Here is a 15,697-nt window from a genome sequence, read left to right on the forward strand (position 1 = left end):
CCGGTCCTTTCAGTTGTCGGACGCCGATGCCGCGGCGGCGATCGGTTCGAGCTCCGCCGCCAGCTCGTCGAGCTCGTCCGCGCCGAGCCCGTCGTAGGCCGGCGCGGCCAGCTCGTCGGTGAGCGCCTCGATCCGCTGCTTGGTCTCCCGGCCGGCGTCGGTGAACCCGCCGGCGGCGTCCACGAGGCCGCGGTCGCGCAGCCCGTCGACGACGGCGGTCAGCCGCGCCTTGGGCAGGTGGTGGATCCGGCCGAACTCCTCCGCCCGCATCCCCAGGGAGAGGGCCATGAGGACGTGGGCCTCCGTGCCGCCGATGCCGTGGGCGAGCAGGGCGGCGTTGTGGCCGTCGCCGCGGTGCTCCCGCAGCAGCGTCGCCGCGTGCCAGAGCCTGGCGGCCGGCTCCTCGGGCACGTCGAGCGCCCGCAGCCCGGCGTACAGTGGCCGGCCCTCGGTCGGCGCGCTGACCGCCGCCCGGGTGGCGAGGTCGGCGGCCCGCACCAGACCGGGCGAGTCGGCGAGGTCTCCGATCATCTGCCGCAGGGCGGCGGCGCTGCCCCGCTCGCGCACGGTGATCGCCTCCTGCGGGGTGATCTTTCCCCACACCCAGGGGATGTGGCGTGCCACCTCGCCGTCGGCGAAGTTGTAGAAGACCGCGTGGACCACCTCGGCCGGTGCCAGGCCCAGCGGTGCGGCCCGGCCGGCGAAATATCCGTCCCAGTAGTTGCGCATGCCGACGGCCAGGAACGCCTCGTTGGCCACCTCGGAGAAGGTGGCGGTGGCGATCGGCTCGATGAGCTCGAACATGCGGTGGATCCTGGCCTGCGGGTGGTGCTGCATCGGTCGGCGTCTCCCTCGGTCGTACCAGCTGGTCGTGACAGCCCCTCGTGGGCGACTGTCCACCCTGGCTACGAACGACGCGGCCCGGATCCGACAACTCCGGCCGAGAATTTTCCGGCCTGGATGTGATCTACGTTGTAAAGGCGCGGGCTCTTGGCGGCGGGTTTCCCGATCGGAGGATTCAATGTAGGTTAGCCTAACCTAACTAAGGAGCTCTGTGGTGGTCGACCCTTTTCGTGCCTTCGACGTCCAGGTTCGAGGCGTACGGCGACTGAGTCCGTCGTTCCTCCGCGTGACCTTCACAGGGGATGACCTGCACGAGTTCGCCGACAACGGGTACGACCAGCGCGTCAAGCTGGTCCTGCCGACCCCCGGCGCGGGCGTGACGCGCTTCCCGCGCGGCGCCGACTGGTTCAAGCAGTGGTACGCCCAGGGCGACGAGCGCAACCCGCTGCGCACCTACACCGTCCGCGCGGTCCGCCCCGAGGCCGCCGAGGTCGACATCGACGTCGTCCTGCACGACGACTCCGCCGGGCCCGCCGGGCCGGCCGCCCGCTGGATCGCCGCCGCCGAGCCCGGCTCGCAGGCGGCGATCTTCGGCCCGAACGGCCTCTACGACGGCTTCCACGGCGGCCTGGAGTTCCGGCCGCCCGCCGGCTTCGGCACCGTGCTGCTCGCCGGTGACGAGACCGCCGTCCCGGCGATCGTCGGCATCCTGGAGCGCCTGCCCGCCCATGTCACCGGCGAGGCCCTGCTGGAGGTGCCGCACGAGGAGGACTTCCTCCCGGCCGTCGGCGAGTCGGGGGTGAAGGTCACCTGGCTCGCCCGCGGCGACGCTCCATGGGGCGCCCGCCTGGAGCCCGCCGTCGCGGAGGCCGCCGCCCGGCTCCTTCCCGCGGGCACGGCAGGCGCCGAGCCCGAGGAGATCGACGTCGACGCCGAGATCCTCTGGGAGATCCCCGAGAACGGCGACGGCCCCTGCTACGCCTGGCTGGCCGGCGAGGCGGCCGTGATCAAGCGGCTGCGCCGTCACCTGGTCTCGGCACGCGGCATGGACCGTAAGGCCGTGGCCTTCATGGGGTACTGGCGCCAGGGCCGCTCCGAGGACGCGTGAGCCCGCCATGACCGACCCCCTGCTCCCGGGCCGCTCCGGCCCCGCGCTCACCGGCCCCGCGCTCACCGGCCCCGCGCTCACCGGCACGGGCCTGTGCCTGGGCTACGCGGGCCGCCCCGTCGTCGACGGCGCCTGCATCAGCCTGGCCACCGGCGCCGTCACCGCCCTGGTCGGCCCGAACGGCAGCGGCAAGTCCACCCTGCTGCGCGCCCTGGCCCGGCTGCACCGCCCCGACTCCGGCGAGGTACGGCTGGCCGGCGGCGCCGACGCCCTGGCCCTGTCCGCCCGCGACTTCGCCCGCCGGGTGACGCTGCTGGCGCAGAGCCGTCCCACCCCGACCGGCGTACGCGTCAAGGACGTGGTCGGCTACGGCCGCCACCCCCACCGCGGCCGCTGGCGCGCGGGCGACCCCGGCGGCGAGGCGGCGATCGAGCACGCCATGGAGCTGACCGGCGTGCGCGCCATGGCCGGACGCGCCGTCGACGAGCTGTCCGGCGGCGAGATGCAGCGCGTGTGGCTGGCCACCTGCCTCGCCCAGGACGCCGGCGTGCTCCTGCTCGACGAGCCCACCACCTTCCTCGACCTGCGCTACCAGGTCGAGCTGCTCGAACTCGTGCGCGACCTGGCCGACCGGCACGGTGTGGCCGTCGGCGTCGTCCTGCACGACCTCAACCAGGCCGCCGAGATCGCGGACCGGGTCGTGCTCCTCCAGGGCGGCCGGGTCCGCGCCGACGGGGCGCCGCCCGAGGTGCTCACCGAGGACCTGCTCACCGAGGCCTACGGCATCCGCGTCGAGGCCACGATCGATTCCCTCACCGGACTGGTCCGCACCAGGCCGCTGGGCCGCCACCTGGCGATGAAAGGCTGAAAGATCCCATGCGTTCCCTCCCGGCGGTCATGGCCGCCATGCTGCTGCTGACCGCCTGCGGCACCACCGAGCCCCCCGTGGCTCCCGCGACCCAGGCGCCGTCAAGTGCCGCGGCCCCGATCAGCGTGACCGACGCCCGCGGCAAGCAGGTCACTCTCGACCGGCCCGCGACCCGCGTCGTCGGCCTGGAATGGGGAGAGGTCGAGATGCTGGTCGCACTCGGGGTCCAGCCGGTCGGAGCGGCCGACGTCAAGGGCTACGGCACCTGGGTCACCGCGGCCCCCCTCGACGCCTCCGTCAAGGACGTCGGCACCCGTCAGGAGCCCAGCGTCGACTCCATCGCCGCCCTCCAGCCGGACCTGGTCGTCATGGAGTCCGACGACGCCGGCCTCATCGGCCAGTTGGAGAAGATCGCCCCGGTCGTCGTCGCCAAGGGCAGCGACGCCGCCGCGAACCTCACCCGCATGCGCGCCGACCTCACCATGCTCGCCACCGCCGTCGGCAGGACGGAACAGGCGACCAAGGTGATGGCCGACTTCGACGCCGCGATGGCCGACGGCAAGGCCAGGATCGCCGCCTCCGGCTCGGCCGGGCAGAAGTTCATGATGGCCGACGGCTGGAAGGACGGCAGCAAGATCTCCATCCGCCCGTTCGGCAAGGGCGCCCTGGTCTCCGACGTGGCCGAGCGGCTCGGCCTCACCAACGCCTGGACCGGCGTGGTCGACGAGCAGTGGGGCCTCGGCAGCACCGACGTCGAGGGCATGACCGCGGTCAAGGACGAGAACCTGCGCTTGTTCTACAACGCCTCCGACGGCGTCGACGTCTTCGCCGACCTGGCGGGCAACTCCCTGTGGAAGTCGCTGAGCTTCGTCAAGCAGAACCAGATCACCAAACTGCCCGACGGCATCTGGACCTTCGGCGGCCCCCTGTCGTGCCGGCAGTACGCCGACGCCCTGGTGAAGGCCTACGCCGGGTGATCACCGCAGTCGAGGCCCCCGCGACGCCGCTGCGCAGGCTCGGCGTCGCGGGGGCCTTCCTCGTGACCCTGGCCGTCGTCGCGGCGCTCGCCGCGCTCCACCTGACGCAGGGCACCTCCGACACCGACCTCTTCGCGCTCGACGAGCAGGCGATGAACGTGCTGGTCGCCTCCCGGCTGCCGCGGCTGCTGGCGGCGGTCAGCGTCGGCGTCGCGCTCGGCGCGGCGGGCGCGCTGCTGCAGTCGGTCGCCCGCAACCCGCTGGCCTCGCCCGACACCCTCGCCGTCAGCAACGGCGCCTACCTGGCGGTCGTGCTGGCCGCCACCTTCGGCCTGAGCCTGCCGGCCCTCCTGTCCGGCGGCCTGTCCTTCCTCGGCGGCCTGGCCGCCGCGGCCCTGGTGCTCGCCCTGTCGGCGGGCGGCAGGACCGGCACCACCCGGCTGATCCTCGCCGGCTCTGCGACCGCGCTGGCCCTGCAGTCGACGACCACCCTGCTCATGATCCTCTTCCAGGAGGAGAACACCGGCCTGTTCGCCTGGGGGAGCGGCTCGCTCGTGCAGAGCGACCTCGGCGGCGTCACCCAGATGGCCCCGGTCATCGTGGTGGCGGTCGGGGCGGCCGTGGCCCTCGGCTCCCGCCTCGACATCCTCGGCCTGGGCGACGACACCGCCTCGGTGCTGGGCGTCGACGTCCGGCGGTTGCGGCTGGCCGTCGTCGTGCTCGCCGTCATGCTCTCGGCCGCCGCGGTGACCGTGGCCGGGCCCATCGGCTTCGTCGGCCTGTGCGCGCCGGTCGTCGTCCGCCTGCTGGCCCGGCGGCTGCCCGAGCTGAGCCGGCACCGCGTCCTGGTGCCGCTCTCGGCGCTGGCCGGTGTGGTCGTCCTGCTCGCCGCCGACATCGCGCTGCGATTCGTGCTCGGCGCGCAGGCCGGGGTGGACGTGCCGCCGGGCGTGGTGACCGCGATGCTGGGCGCGGGCGTGCTCATGTGGCTGGCCCGCCGGCACCGCGACGCCGGGCCGACCCGGCGGCCGCCGACCGTCCGCACCGCCGACCCCGGCCGCGCCGCCTTCGCGGTGATCCTGCTGTCCGGTACGGCGCTGCTGATCGTCGCCGTCGTGCTGGGCCTGCTCGGCGGCGACACCTGGTTGCTGCTCGGCGACGTCGCCAACTGGCTGCAGGGCAGGACCGGCAGGGCCCTGACGTACGTGCTCGACCAGCGCTGGCCGCGCGTCGCCGCGGCGGTCCTGGCCGGTGCGGCGCTCGCGGTCTCCGGCGCGGCCTTCCAGGCCGTCTCCCGCAACCCGCTGGCCGAACCGGGCGTGCTCGGCATCACCGCGGGCGCCGGCGCGGCGGCCGTCGCGACGCTCACCCTCGTGCCCATGGCCGGGATCGCCGCGGTGTCCGGCGCGGCCGGGCTCGGCGCGCTCGCCGCCTTCGCCCTGGTCTACCTGCTGGCCTGGCGTGGCGGGCTCAGCTCCGACCGGCTCGTGCTCATGGGCATCGGCGCGCACGCGCTGTTCAACGCGGTCACCGTGCTGATCATCGTCAAGTCCGACCCGTGGAACACCGCCAAGGCGCTGACCTGGCTCTCCGGTTCCACCTACGGGCGGGTTCCGGCCCAGCTCCTGCCGGTCGCCGTGGCCCTCGCGCTCTTCCTCCCGCTCGCTCTGTGGCTGCGGCGCGACCTCGACCTGCTCGCGCTCGACGAGGACACGCCCCGGGTGCTCGGGGTGCCGCTCGAACCCGTCCGGCTGCTCGCGCTGGGCGGGGCCGTGCTGCTCACGTCCACCGCGGTCTCGGCCGTCGGCGTGGTGGGCTTCGTCGGGCTCGTCGCCCCGCACGCCGCCCGCGCGCTGGTCGGCGGCAGGCACGTGCGGCTCCTGCCCGCCGCGGCGGTGCTCGGGGCGGTGCTGGTCAGCCTGGCCGACACGCTGGGGCGCGCCGTGATCGCGCCCGCCCAGGTGCCGGCCGGGCTGGTCACCGCGCTGCTCGGCACGCCGTACTTCGTGTGGCTGCTCTGGCGCTCACGCGCCGGCGGCCGGGCCGCCGCACCGTGACCTTTCGAGAGGGGCGGGCGCGTTCATGGTCTCGGTCCTAGCGGTAAGAGGCGGTGGCGATGTGATGGGCGAAATGGAAAGAGCGTTTTTTTTGCCGGACTCCGCCACGGCCTTCGGCGATCGCGGCGACGGCACCGACGACGGCCAGCACCCCGAACACGATCTGGTGCGGCTCGGGCGCCTGGCCGAAGTTGGAGGCGATGCTGCACAGCATGGTGCCGCCGGAGAGCAGCACGGCCGTACGGCTGGGGCGACGCGGGGCGTCGCCGTGCCGGCGCCGTGCTCGTCCTCCCATGCCTCGATCGTAACGCCGGGTCGCATCCCGTGCCGGGTTCACGCCCACTCGGCGCCGAGCAGCCGTTCCAGCTCGGCCTGCGTCCGGTCCGGGTCGTAGCCGGGGACGGCCTCGCGCATGAGGTCGTGGGTGCGCCGCCGGACGTCGGCGGCGGCCGCCCGTACCGCCGCGAGCGTCTCCTCGGCCAGGTCCTGGCCGCCCAGCCGCAGGGCGCGCCGGCCGTAGCGGACGTCGAGGACGCGTCCGTCGGCGTCGACGGTCACCCGTACGTGGCCCGACGGGCCCTCGCCGGTGCCGGTGACGGCCCGCAACTCGTCGTGTGCCGACTCCAGCCAGGCCAGCATGCGCTCGCCCCGGCGGGCGGCCTCGTCCAGCTCGCGTTCGCTGATGTTGGCGGGGTCGATCTCCGGCCCGAACACGCTTCGCCTCCTAGTAAAGGTCGTTGATCGCCTGTTCGACCCGCGCGCGTACGAAGGTCTCGTCCAGCGGCGCCGGCACGGCGGCGGTGGCGTCCCGCACGCCGTCGGCGATCTCCCGCGCCTGCCGCCCGGCGGCGTCCTGCGCGGCCCGCAGCACCTCGGCGGTCTTCCTGCCGAGGGTGACCTCGTCCAGGCGCAGCGCCCGGGGGTCGATGCGCAGGCGGGTGGGGACGCCGTGGCCGTCGGCGAACGCCTCGACCAGCCCGTCGTCGCTCTCCGCACGGCCCTCCACCTGGCCGATGGACGCCCTGGCGTCGTGCAGCGCGCGGATCGCGCGGCGGCTCTGGGCGACGTACTGGTGCAGGTACTCGGCGTCGTCCTCCGGCGCAGGTGAACGCAAGTCGACCTCCGACAGTCAGTCACGGGAAGGTTCAGTGTAGAGGTAAACGTCTGTGCCGGAATTGACTGGATATGCTTTCTGGGCATGACGGGATTTGAGATCGCCACGGGGGTGGTGGGTCGTGACGGCGCGTACGTCACCGGCCATGGGGCGAACTACGACGCCGCGGTGATGCGGCTGCGGCAGCGGGGGAGCGGCGCCCGGACCTTCGGCGGCGAGGGGCTGTTCGCCACCATCATCGCCACCTACAACGAATGCCTGCAGACCTCGCTCGACGCGCTGACGGGGATCGGCGGGCAGATCGCCGAGACCGGCGAAGGGCTGCGCATGGTGTCGAGGAACACCCAGGCGGCGGAGAGCGCCACCGTCGAGAGCTTCGAGGGCCCCGCATGGCGGTGATACTCGACCCGCACGTGGCGGGTTTCCTGAACCTCATCGGTTTCCCCTGGCCCAACGACAACGAGGACGAGTGGCGCCTTGAGGCGAACGACTGGCGGGTCGTCCTCGCCGCGTCGTCGTCCCAGGGCACCGCGGCCGACGAGTCGGTCCGCAACGCGCGGCAGTCCTACCAGGGCGACTCGGCCACGTACCTGGCCAGCCACTGGAACCAGGTCGGCGACGGCGGCGGCCACATCTCCCAGGCCGCCTCCGCGGCGAAGGTCGCCCCGGCCGTCCTCGACGGCACCGCGAACGTGGTCAGCGCGGTCAAGCTGGCCGTGGGCACGCAGGCCGCGTACGGACTGACCGCCGCCACCCAGGCGCTGCTGTTCGGCGGCGCCGCGGGCGGCATGCTCGCCCTCGCGCGCATGCAGATGACCCGCCACGCCGTGGGCAAGGTGGCGCTCGAAGGAGCCGAGGGCACCGCCAGGGGCCTGGCCCCGGTGTTGCGCGGCCGGGTGACCGAGAACATGCGCCGCATCATGAGGGAGATGGAGAAGCGGCCGCACGCCCGCGACGGCATGCTCCAGATCCGGCGCAGGCGGGGCGGGGGCGGTGGCGGTGGCAAGGGCGGGAAGGGCGGCGGCTACGACCCGAACGCCTCGGCGAGCTACGACAACGCCGCGCAGCGCATGCACGGCAGGTTGCCCAACAGCAACGACGTCAGCAAGATGACACCGGAGCAGGCGAGGAAGGCGGCGGCCGAGGTCAAGGACAGCATCCTCACGCGGAAGATGAACGAGGCCCGGCTCGGCAAGGACTCCGGGCACGCCGCCCGGCTGGAGCAGGAGAAGAAGCTCCTGGACGACCTTGAGCGCAAGGCCAACGAGGGGAAATGACGCGAGATGCAGACACAGACGGGCGACGACCTGATGGCGCGCATCCTCGCCCGCCCCGCCGACGACGAGGCCCGCGGCCAGGCCGCCAACGACCTGCTCAACGAGCTGTTCGACGGCTATCCCGTCGAGAACCTGCGCGTCCTGCTGCGCAGCGGCGACGACGACGCCGTGCAGACCGGCGCCTGGCTGCTGTCGGAGCTGGGCGAGCCGGCCGAGCCGCTGCTGGACGAGGTCCCCGGCCTGCTGGCCCATCCGCGGGCTCAGGTGCGGTTCTTCGCCGTCGAGTTCGTGCTGCTCGCCGCGGACGAGCGGCACGCCGACGTCATCGCCCAGACCCTCGCCCTGAGCCGGGCCGCCGACACCGCCATCCGGTGGAAGGTCCTGCACTTCCTGGCGATGGCCTCGACCGAACAGCTCATGGCGGGGCTGTCCCGGCTGGCCGACCCCGAGGTCGGACGGCTCACGGCCGGGCTGGTCGCCTCCGACACCGAGGACCCCGACCCGGGCGAGGTCGTCGCCGCGCTGGAGGGCGACGACCCGGTGGCCCGCCTGTTCGCCGCGGCGATCGCGACGCGCATGGCCGAGGACGACCCGGCGCTGCTGCGCCTGGCCGCCAGGGTGGGGGACGAGGAGGTCGGTTCGTTCGCGCAGTGGCAGCTCATGCGGCTCCAGGACTAGCGCCCGCTGCACCGGCCGTCGAGGAGCAGAGGCAGCAGGATCAGCAGCCAGAAGACGGCGATGGCCATGGAGCTGACCAGGACGCGGGCGAGGCGTAACGGGGTTCGCCGGCGGCGGATCGGCGTGTCCACGGCCCTGGTCACCGGGGGCCGGAGGCGGAGCCCAGGTTCTGCTCCAGCCGTTCGATGCGCTCGATGAGCGGCTGCAACTGCTGCCGCACCGCCACGGCCAGCGCCTGCGCCGGATCGCCGGCGGTGGACGTCTGGGCACGCAGGTGCACGTACCCGGCCAGGGCCGCCGTCACGGCCCGGCGTACCAGGCGGGCTTCGGCGCCCAGCGCCCGTAGGACCTGTCCGGCGGTGCCGTCGGGCTCGGTGACCAGTCCCAGGAGCAGGTGTTCGCAGCCGACGTAGTTGTGCCCCATCGCGGTGGCCTCGGTGACCGTCAGTTCGAGGGCCCCGGCGGCGGGGTCGCTGAAGTGGACGGCCGAGTCGCCGCCGGCCCCGCCTTCCTCGCCGGCCGCCTGCCGGTCCAGGTCGCGCTGGACCTGGGCGGGGTCGATGTCGACCGCTCTGAGCACGTGCAGCGCCAGGTTCTGCCCCTCGGCCAGCATCCCGGCCAGCAGGTGCGCGGTGCCGACGGTCGGCGCCGCGTCGGCGCGCGCCCGGTCGATGGCCAGCTTGACGACCGTGCGGGCGCGGTCGGTGAAGCGCGGCAGCCGTTCGGCCAGGTCGTCGGCGTCCAGCTCGCCGAGGGCGGTCTGGCGGATGGCGGTGATCCTGCGCACCGCCTGCTCCAGCGCGCGCTGGCAGATCGCCGACACCGGGACGCCGGCGGCCTTGACCGCCTCCGCCAGCTCGTCGGGGAGGTACACGTTGATCTTCGGCATGGCGACGCCCTTCCAGCCTTGGGGTTATCGGCGGGTTATCTCCTACCTATACACCCTCCGGGGTTAGGTGTTCCAGACTTTATGCCCCCATCGAAGCGAAGGGGAGGTCGAGGGGCGGCCGGGGATGGGCACGTTCGTCCGGCAGGGCGTCGCGGGCGCGACGCTCGCCGAGCACACGCGGTTGCGACGCGGTCTGGAGGCATGGGTGCGGGAGGCCCGTTCGGTGGGGCTCGATCAGGAGGACCTGCGGGCGTTGTTCGCCGTGGTGCTGGCCGACACCGCGAAGGAGGGGGTGGCATGAGCTCCGCGTGGAGGTGACCGGGCTGGGGGTGCGCTGTCGCCGTACCTGCGCGACCTTTCGCCGGCCGTGCCCGCAGGGCGTGTCGGCAGCCCTCGGCGGCCTGGCCGTGCGCCGCACCCTCCGCCGTACCGGCTGACCGGCCGGTACGGCGGCACCCGTCGGCGCACGTCAGCGGGCGGGCGCGGCCCACCAGGTCAGGTTGGCGGCGGACTGGGACACCGGTTCGATGATCTCCCACGCCTCGGCGATGCGGCCGCCGTCCAGGCGCCAGATGTCCACGACCACGATCTCCGGGCCGCCGTCCGGCGCCTGGCGGCGCGAGTGCATCACGACGTGGTCGCCGTCGGCCAGCACGTGGTCGATCTCCACGCGCATGCCGGCCAGCGGGACGAGCGCGGCGCGCACGGCGCCGAGCCATTCGGTCTTGGTCGAGGTCGCCGCACCGGGCCGGTGGTGGCGGAAGTCGTCGCTCAGCAGGGGCGCGAGCGCGTCGACGTCGCCCGTCCCGATCAGTTCCGTCAGCGCGCGCTGGACGATGGCCTTGTTGTCGGTCGTCATGGGAACACTCTTGCCAGCCCCGCCAAGGATGTCGATGAAAGGGGATTTCATGGCGGACGTCCAGTAGTCTCGGCGGCCATGCGGACTGTCGGGGACATGTTGCGGCAATGGCGGCACCGCCGGCGGCTCAGCCAGCTCGATCTCGCGATCGCCGCCGACGTCTCGGCCCGGCATGTGAGCCTGGTGGAGACCGGTAAGTCCAACCCGAGCGCCGACATGATCCTGCGGCTGGCCGACCAGCTCGACGTACCCCTGCGGGAGCGCAACCGGCTGCTGCTCGCCGCCGGTTTCGCCCCCCGGTACGCCGAACGTCCGCTCACCGGGGACGCGCTGTCGACGGCCGGGGACGCGATCGCGCGGGTGCTGCGCGCCCACGAGCCGTACCCGGCGGTGGTCCTCGACCGCCGGTGGAACATCGTGCTGACCAACCGCGCCATCGACCCGTTCCTCGTGGACGTCGCGCCCGACCTGCTGCGTCCGCCGGTCAACATCGTGCGGCTGGGGCTGGAGCACCGCGGGCTCGCTCCCCGGATCGTCAACCTGCCCGAGGTGCGCGCGGTGCTCCGGGCCCGGATCTCGCGCCAGCTCGCCATCGCCCCCGACGCCGAGCTCAACGCGATCTACGAGGAACTGCTCGCGCCGGGCTTCGAGGAGGCGGGCCGGTCGGCCGGGTCGGAGGTCACCGTCCCGATGATCTTCCGGTTCGGCGACGTCGAACTGCGGCTGTTCTCGACCACCACCACGTTCGGCACCCCGATGGACATCACGCTGGAGGAGATCTCGATCGAGTCGTACTACCCGGCCGACGCCGAGACCGCCGCCTATTTCATGAAGTTCGGCGCGGAGGTGCTGGCGGGGGAGTGACCGCGCGGGCGGGGCCGTGCGGTCGTGCGGCGATGACGTTCGTCATCGCCGATCGTCCACTTCCGCATCTGCCGGTCGGACGGCGGCGCGGCGGAGACTTTCCGGCGACGGCGACTTCGTGATCCCTTCGGATCCCCTCAGGGACAAGGGCGCTCGAAGTCCGGCGACTCCGGAAGGGAACACTCCCATGAGCAAGGTCATCAGCGCCCACGCGGTGTCGGTCGACGGCTTCATCACCGGCCGCGACCCCGGCGCCGGGCGCGGCCTCGGCGACGCGTCCATGCTGTTCGACTGGTACTTCGACGGCGACACCCCCAGCCAGGTCTTCGACGGGTTCAAGCTGAGCGGGCCCAGCGCCCGGGTCTTCGACACCCTGGCCGCCCGCGTCGGCGCGATCGTCGCCGGACGCCACACCTACGACGACTCCGACCACTTCGGCGGCGGCAGCCCGCACCCGGGCGCGCGGCTGGTCGTCCTCAGCCACCGCCCGGCGCCGGAGATCACCGACCGCCAGACCCTGGTCACCACCGGCATCCACGACGCGATCGCCGCCGCCCGCGAGGCCGCCGGCGGCAAGGACGTCGGCCTCATGGGCGGCGGCGTGGTCACCGAGGCGCTGCGGGCGGGCCTGGTCGACGAGGTGGTCCTGCACCAGGTGCCCGTCCTGCTCGGCGGCGGCCGGCCGTTCTTCCGGAAACTTCCTGAGCACGTACGCCTGCGCCTGGTCGAGGCCGTCCCCGCGCCGGGTGTGACCCACCTGCGCTACGAGGTGGCCCGATGATCCTCCTCACCGGAGGGCTGGGCATGATCGGCGCGCACACCGCCCGCGCGCTCGCCGACCTCGGACGCCGCGTCGTCGTCACCGCGCACCGCCGGGCCGAGGTCCCCGCGTTCCTCGCCGGCCGGGTCACCGTGGAGCCGCTCGACGTCACCGACCGGGACGCCTTCCTGGCCCTGGCCGCCCGCCACGACGTCGGCGACATCGTCCACCTGGCCGGCGGCATCCCGGGCGAGGACCCGGTGGACTTCCTCCGCGCGGACACGAACGGCCTCCTGGGCAGCGGGGTCCAGCCGGTCGTGCTGCGGATCGGCAGCGTCTGGGGGCCGCTGATGGACCCGGAGTCGCCGTTCAACCACATCCCGCCGTACGTCGGCGCGGCGCTCCGGGGCGAGCGGCCGCCACCGCTGCACGCCGGCGACGGCGGTGACACCTGCTACGCGCCCGACGCCGGGGCGCGATCGCCCTGCTGATGACCGCGCGCGGCCTTCGACCTGGCCGGGGCGGTCGCCGACTACGTCGCCTGGCGCGCCCGCAACCCCCGCTAGCCCGATCGGGACGGCCCGGGATCAGACCACCTCGAAGGTGCTCATCATGGCCATGTCCTCGTGTTCGAGGTTGTGGCAGTGCAGGACGTACCGGCCTCGGTAGCCGGTGAACCGGGTGATGATCTCCACGGTCTGCGCTTCCCGCAGCTCGACGGTGTCCTTCCACTCCGGCGGGCCGTCCGGCCCTTCGCCGCCGACCGAGAGCACCTGGAAGGGCGCCAGGTGCAGGTGCACGGGGTGGGCGACATCGCTGGTCACCCGCCAGATCTCGACCTGGCCGAGCTTGGGCCGGGCATCGACGCGGCGCACGTCGAAGGGCTTGCCGTTGATCAGCCAGCCGGTGTGGCCGTGCAGGTCGCCGCTGCTGAACTCGAAGTCACGGGTCACCGCGGCCGACGCCGGGTCGAGGCGTTCGACGGTGGACAGGACCTTGGGGATCGCCGAGTCGTCGCGGGCGTCCCGCTCGACGGCGAACCGCATCACCCGGGCCTGCGGCCCTTCGCCGAGCAGGTTGCGCAGCTCGACGTGGTCGCCGACCCGGTAGGCGGCGAAGTCCACGATCACGTCCGCGCGCTCTCCGGGCGCCAGCCGTATCCGCTGGAGGGGACGCGGCGCCGCCAGCAGGCCGCCGTCGCTGCCGATCTGGGTCAGGGTGCCGCCGGGCGACAGGGCCAGCTCGTACGTGCGGGCGTTGGAGGCGTTGAGCAGCCGCAACCGGTGGCGGGCGCGGTCCACACCGAGCTGCGGCCAGGGCGCGCCGTTGACCAGGATGACGTCCCCCATCACGCCGCCCATGAACGCCTCACGGGCGCCGGGGCCGTCGGGCCTGGCCGGGTAGGGCATCGTCCCGTCGGCCTGGAAGGAGCGGTCGCAGATCAGCAGCGGCACGTCCCGCTCGCCCGACGGGAGCGGCAGCCTGTCCTGCTCGTCGTCGTCGACGATGAAGAAGCCGGCCAGGCCGCGCCAGACCTGCGGCCCGGTGAAGTCCATGCGGTGGTCGTGGTACCACAGCGTGGCCGCGCGCTGCTCCAGCGGGAAGACGTAGTCGCGGTGCGCGCCCGGCTGGACCAGGTCGGTGGGGAAGCCGTCGGACTCCGGCGGGGTGTGCCCGCCGTGCAGGTGGGTGACCGTCGGGGCGGGCAGGCGGTTGCCGACGCGCACGACGGTCCGGCGGCCGGAGCGCGCCCGGATGGTGGGGCCGGGGAACTGCCCGTCGTACCCCCAGACCGGGGTTCGCAGGCCCGGCAGGATCTCCACCTCGGCGGGGCGCTGGATGAGTTCGTAGTAGTCGGCGCCCGCGTCCGTCCTGACCGGCCCGGCCACCGCGGGCCGCGGGAGCGGCACGGCGTACGGCGTGGGCAGCGGCGCGCCGCTGGTCAGGAGCTGGGGCAGCGGGGTGCGGGTCAGCAGCGAGCAGCCCGAGACGCCCAGCGCCGCGCCCACGCCGAGCAGTCGCAGCGCCTGCCGCCTGGTCATGCCGGTCATGCCGACGTCTCCCGGAGGCGGCCGGCGGACCAGACCCGCGCGGTCTGCACCATGCTGCCGCCGAACATCAGCACGCCGAGCGGCACGTGCACGCCCTTCACGTGCGCCATGCCCAGCGCCATCTGGACCAGCGTCGCCACCAGCATGCCCACGGCGGCCAGGATGGCCGCCCGCTGCCTGGTCATCACCGCGGCGACCAGGTACAGCAGCACGGTGGCCGCGACGGCCAGCGCCGTGGCGCTGTGGGCGGCCCGGCCGCCCGGCGTGCTCAGCAGCAGCCCGGCGGTGACGGCCTGCAGCAGCAGGGCGACGGTCTGCGCGGCGAGCGCGATACGCAGGAACATGACGTTCTCCTAACGGGACGAGGTCGAGGGACGGGCGGCGACCGCGGCGACGACGACCAGCACGAAGGCGGCCAGCGCGGTCAGGGTGCGCAGGGTGTGGAACAGCTCCCACCGCTGGAAGACCTCCGCGTGGCCGGCCGGCACGGAGCCGGCGCCGGAAGCCGGCCGGCGCGGCAGGTCACGGCCGGCGAGCGCCGGCCCGAAGGTGGTCAGGATGGCCAGGGCCATCGCGCTCTGCGTGACCGGCTCGTTGACCTTCATCATCGTGGTGTGGAAGGTCAGGCGCACGTCCAGCGGCACGGCTCCGAACGTGGGCACCACGTTGGCCGCACCGTATCCGAACGCGCCCGCGAGCAGCCCGGTCGCCGGCAACGCGGCGCCATGGAGGTACCTGACTCGGGTTCTCATGTCTGGTAATCGTCGTCCGGCCGGGGCTCCGTGGCGTCCCACCGGCGGACTCATCTGCCGCTACCCCAGCGGGATCAAATGCCGGCCGCCTCTACGACGACGGATGTAGTGGCGCGCTACCGCGCGGTACCGGCCGAAGCCGAAAAAAGCCCGTGACCGGGGCTTTCCTGGTCACGGGCCGTGGTGTACGCGGTGCCGTCAGGCGTCGCAGAACCAGCCGTTCTCGACCCAGCCGTTGGCGTTGACGTTGCCGTAGGCGAAGCCGTACACCCATTCCTTGTAGGCGCCGTCGAAGCCCTTGACGGTGAAGCTCTGACCCCGGTGCAGGGTGCCGACGAAGTCGCGGACCATCAGGTCGTCCGCGCACACCGTCAGCCGGCGGCCGACGTCGTCCGCCCCCGCGTACGGGTACGGTCCGGCGGCGTGGGCCACCCCGCTGGTCCCGGTGAGCACCGCCGCCAGTGTGCCCGCGCCGACGATGAGCCGTGCGATGTGCTTGCGCGTTTTCATCGAACCGGTCGTCCTCTCTCGGTCTTCGGGAATGTCCGTGCGGCAAGCTACCCGGCCAGGCCGAAAAATGGGGGGATTTCCCGATATTTC

Annotated in this window: 22 protein-coding genes; 11 read left to right on the top strand and 11 right to left on the bottom strand. The window is 73.3% G+C overall.

What is annotated here, in order from left to right; translation table 11 throughout:
- Positions 1–9 precede the first annotated feature (9 nt).
- The gene (locus tag ABZ444_RS26540) at positions 10–837 is read right to left on the bottom strand and encodes a MarR family winged helix-turn-helix transcriptional regulator (protein ID WP_358002083.1); all 828 of its coding nucleotides are present in this window, start codon (positions 835–837) and stop codon (positions 10–12) included.
- Positions 838–1,057: 220 nt separating this feature from the next.
- Between ABZ444_RS26540 and ABZ444_RS26545 the strand changes: the two genes are divergently transcribed.
- The 4 genes from ABZ444_RS26545 to ABZ444_RS26560 are packed head-to-tail and all read left to right on the top strand — an operon-like array spanning position 1,058 to position 5,853.
- On the top strand, positions 1,058–1,951 hold the full coding sequence (locus tag ABZ444_RS26545; protein ID WP_358002086.1) for a siderophore-interacting protein: 894 nt from the start codon (positions 1,058–1,060) through the stop codon (positions 1,949–1,951).
- A gap of 7 nt (positions 1,952–1,958) precedes the next feature.
- Positions 1,959–2,819 carry an ABC transporter ATP-binding protein gene (locus tag ABZ444_RS26550; protein ID WP_358002089.1) on the top strand — a complete coding sequence of 287 codons (861 nt, stop codon included), beginning with the start codon at positions 1,959–1,961 and terminating at the stop codon, positions 2,817–2,819.
- Between the two features lie 8 nt (positions 2,820–2,827).
- Positions 2,828–3,796, top strand: a complete 969-nt coding sequence (locus ABZ444_RS26555) for an iron-siderophore ABC transporter substrate-binding protein (RefSeq protein WP_358002092.1) — start codon at positions 2,828–2,830, stop codon at positions 3,794–3,796.
- Entirely contained in the window at positions 3,793–5,853 is a 2,061-nt protein-coding gene (locus tag ABZ444_RS26560) for an iron ABC transporter permease (protein WP_358002095.1), read from the top strand. The genes ABZ444_RS26555 and ABZ444_RS26560 overlap by 4 nt, the downstream gene beginning before the upstream one ends.
- Before the next feature lie 37 nt (positions 5,854–5,890).
- On the opposite strand, the gene ABZ444_RS26565 is transcribed toward ABZ444_RS26560, so the two are convergent.
- The 3 genes from ABZ444_RS26565 to ABZ444_RS26575 form a co-directional block, all read right to left on the bottom strand.
- Entirely contained in the window at positions 5,891–6,088 is a 198-nt protein-coding gene (locus ABZ444_RS26565; RefSeq protein ID WP_358002098.1) for a hypothetical protein, read from the bottom strand.
- A gap of 98 nt (positions 6,089–6,186) precedes the next feature.
- A complete protein-coding gene (locus tag ABZ444_RS26570; RefSeq protein WP_358002101.1) occupies positions 6,187–6,567 on the bottom strand; it encodes a YbaB/EbfC family nucleoid-associated protein in 381 nt (126 codons plus the stop codon).
- A 10-nt stretch (positions 6,568–6,577) separates the two neighbouring features.
- Positions 6,578–6,967, bottom strand: a complete 390-nt coding sequence (locus ABZ444_RS26575; protein ID WP_358002104.1) for a YbaB/EbfC family nucleoid-associated protein — start codon at positions 6,965–6,967, stop codon at positions 6,578–6,580.
- 84 nt (positions 6,968–7,051) lie between these two features.
- Here ABZ444_RS26575 and ABZ444_RS26580 point away from each other — a divergent pair, with 84 nt between their 5' ends.
- From ABZ444_RS26580 to ABZ444_RS26590, 3 genes are read left to right on the top strand one after another with little or no spacing between them, the layout of a single operon-like run.
- A complete protein-coding gene (locus tag ABZ444_RS26580; protein ID WP_358002107.1) occupies positions 7,052–7,366 on the top strand; it encodes a hypothetical protein in 315 nt (104 codons plus the stop codon).
- Entirely contained in the window at positions 7,357–8,244 is an 888-nt protein-coding gene (locus tag ABZ444_RS26585; RefSeq protein ID WP_358002110.1) for a hypothetical protein, read from the top strand. The genes ABZ444_RS26580 and ABZ444_RS26585 overlap by 10 nt, the downstream gene beginning before the upstream one ends.
- Positions 8,245–8,250: 6 nt before the next feature.
- A complete protein-coding gene (locus ABZ444_RS26590; protein WP_358002113.1) occupies positions 8,251–8,922 on the top strand; it encodes a hypothetical protein in 672 nt (223 codons plus the stop codon).
- Here the strand turns inward: ABZ444_RS26590 and ABZ444_RS26595 are convergent.
- Positions 8,919–9,053: a hypothetical protein gene (locus ABZ444_RS26595; RefSeq protein WP_358002115.1), complete on the bottom strand. Its 135-nt coding sequence runs from the start codon at positions 9,051–9,053 to the stop codon at positions 8,919–8,921. The two genes, ABZ444_RS26590 and ABZ444_RS26595, sit on opposite strands and share 4 nt — an antisense overlap.
- Before the next feature lie 8 nt (positions 9,054–9,061).
- Positions 9,062–9,811, bottom strand: a complete 750-nt coding sequence (locus tag ABZ444_RS26600; protein ID WP_358002118.1) for a Clp protease N-terminal domain-containing protein — start codon at positions 9,809–9,811, stop codon at positions 9,062–9,064.
- 124 nt (positions 9,812–9,935) lie between these two features.
- Between ABZ444_RS26600 and ABZ444_RS26605 the strand changes: the two genes are divergently transcribed.
- Complete coding sequence (locus ABZ444_RS26605; RefSeq protein WP_358002121.1) at positions 9,936–10,112, top strand: hypothetical protein; 177 nt, start codon at positions 9,936–9,938, stop codon at positions 10,110–10,112.
- A 168-nt stretch (positions 10,113–10,280) separates the two neighbouring features.
- Here the strand turns inward: ABZ444_RS26605 and ABZ444_RS26610 are convergent, their stop codons facing one another.
- On the bottom strand, positions 10,281–10,670 hold the full coding sequence (locus ABZ444_RS26610; RefSeq protein WP_358002124.1) for a nuclear transport factor 2 family protein: 390 nt from the start codon (positions 10,668–10,670) through the stop codon (positions 10,281–10,283).
- Positions 10,671–10,748: 78 nt separating this feature from the next.
- Here ABZ444_RS26610 and ABZ444_RS26615 point away from each other — a divergent pair, with 78 nt between their 5' ends.
- The 3 genes from ABZ444_RS26615 to ABZ444_RS26625 all read left to right on the top strand — a co-directional run bounded on the left by ABZ444_RS26615 (position 10,749) and on the right by ABZ444_RS26625 (position 12,785).
- On the top strand, positions 10,749–11,534 hold the full coding sequence (locus tag ABZ444_RS26615) for a helix-turn-helix transcriptional regulator (RefSeq protein WP_358002127.1): 786 nt from the start codon (positions 10,749–10,751) through the stop codon (positions 11,532–11,534).
- Positions 11,535–11,721: 187 nt separating this feature from the next.
- Positions 11,722–12,315: a dihydrofolate reductase family protein gene (locus ABZ444_RS26620; RefSeq protein WP_358002130.1), complete on the top strand. Its 594-nt coding sequence runs from the start codon at positions 11,722–11,724 to the stop codon at positions 12,313–12,315.
- A complete protein-coding gene (locus ABZ444_RS26625) occupies positions 12,312–12,785 on the top strand; it encodes an NAD-dependent epimerase/dehydratase family protein (RefSeq protein ID WP_358002133.1) in 474 nt (157 codons plus the stop codon). Before ABZ444_RS26620 ends, ABZ444_RS26625 begins: the two co-directional genes overlap by 4 nt.
- Before the next feature lie 96 nt (positions 12,786–12,881).
- On the opposite strand, the gene ABZ444_RS26630 is transcribed toward ABZ444_RS26625, so the two are convergent.
- The 4 genes from ABZ444_RS26630 to ABZ444_RS26645 all read right to left on the bottom strand — a co-directional run bounded on the left by ABZ444_RS26630 (position 12,882) and on the right by ABZ444_RS26645 (position 15,607).
- Positions 12,882–14,345, bottom strand: coding sequence for a multicopper oxidase domain-containing protein (locus tag ABZ444_RS26630; protein ID WP_358002136.1), 1,464 nt, complete (start codon positions 14,343–14,345; stop codon positions 12,882–12,884).
- The gene (locus ABZ444_RS26635) at positions 14,342–14,689 is read right to left on the bottom strand and encodes a hypothetical protein (protein WP_358002139.1); all 348 of its coding nucleotides are present in this window, start codon (positions 14,687–14,689) and stop codon (positions 14,342–14,344) included. The genes ABZ444_RS26630 and ABZ444_RS26635 overlap by 4 nt, the downstream gene beginning before the upstream one ends.
- A 9-nt stretch (positions 14,690–14,698) precedes the next feature.
- Positions 14,699–15,097 (bottom strand): DUF1772 domain-containing protein, encoded by a 399-nt coding sequence (locus tag ABZ444_RS26640; protein ID WP_358002142.1) that lies wholly within the window; start codon positions 15,095–15,097, stop codon positions 14,699–14,701.
- 198 nt (positions 15,098–15,295) lie between these two features.
- Positions 15,296–15,607, bottom strand: coding sequence for a hypothetical protein (locus ABZ444_RS26645; RefSeq protein ID WP_358002144.1), 312 nt, complete (start codon positions 15,605–15,607; stop codon positions 15,296–15,298).
- Positions 15,608–15,697 lie beyond the last annotated feature (90 nt).

This window comes from Nonomuraea sp. NPDC005730 (genome assembly GCF_040630865.1).
Taxonomy (GTDB): domain Bacteria; phylum Actinomycetota; class Actinomycetes; order Streptosporangiales; family Streptosporangiaceae; genus Nonomuraea.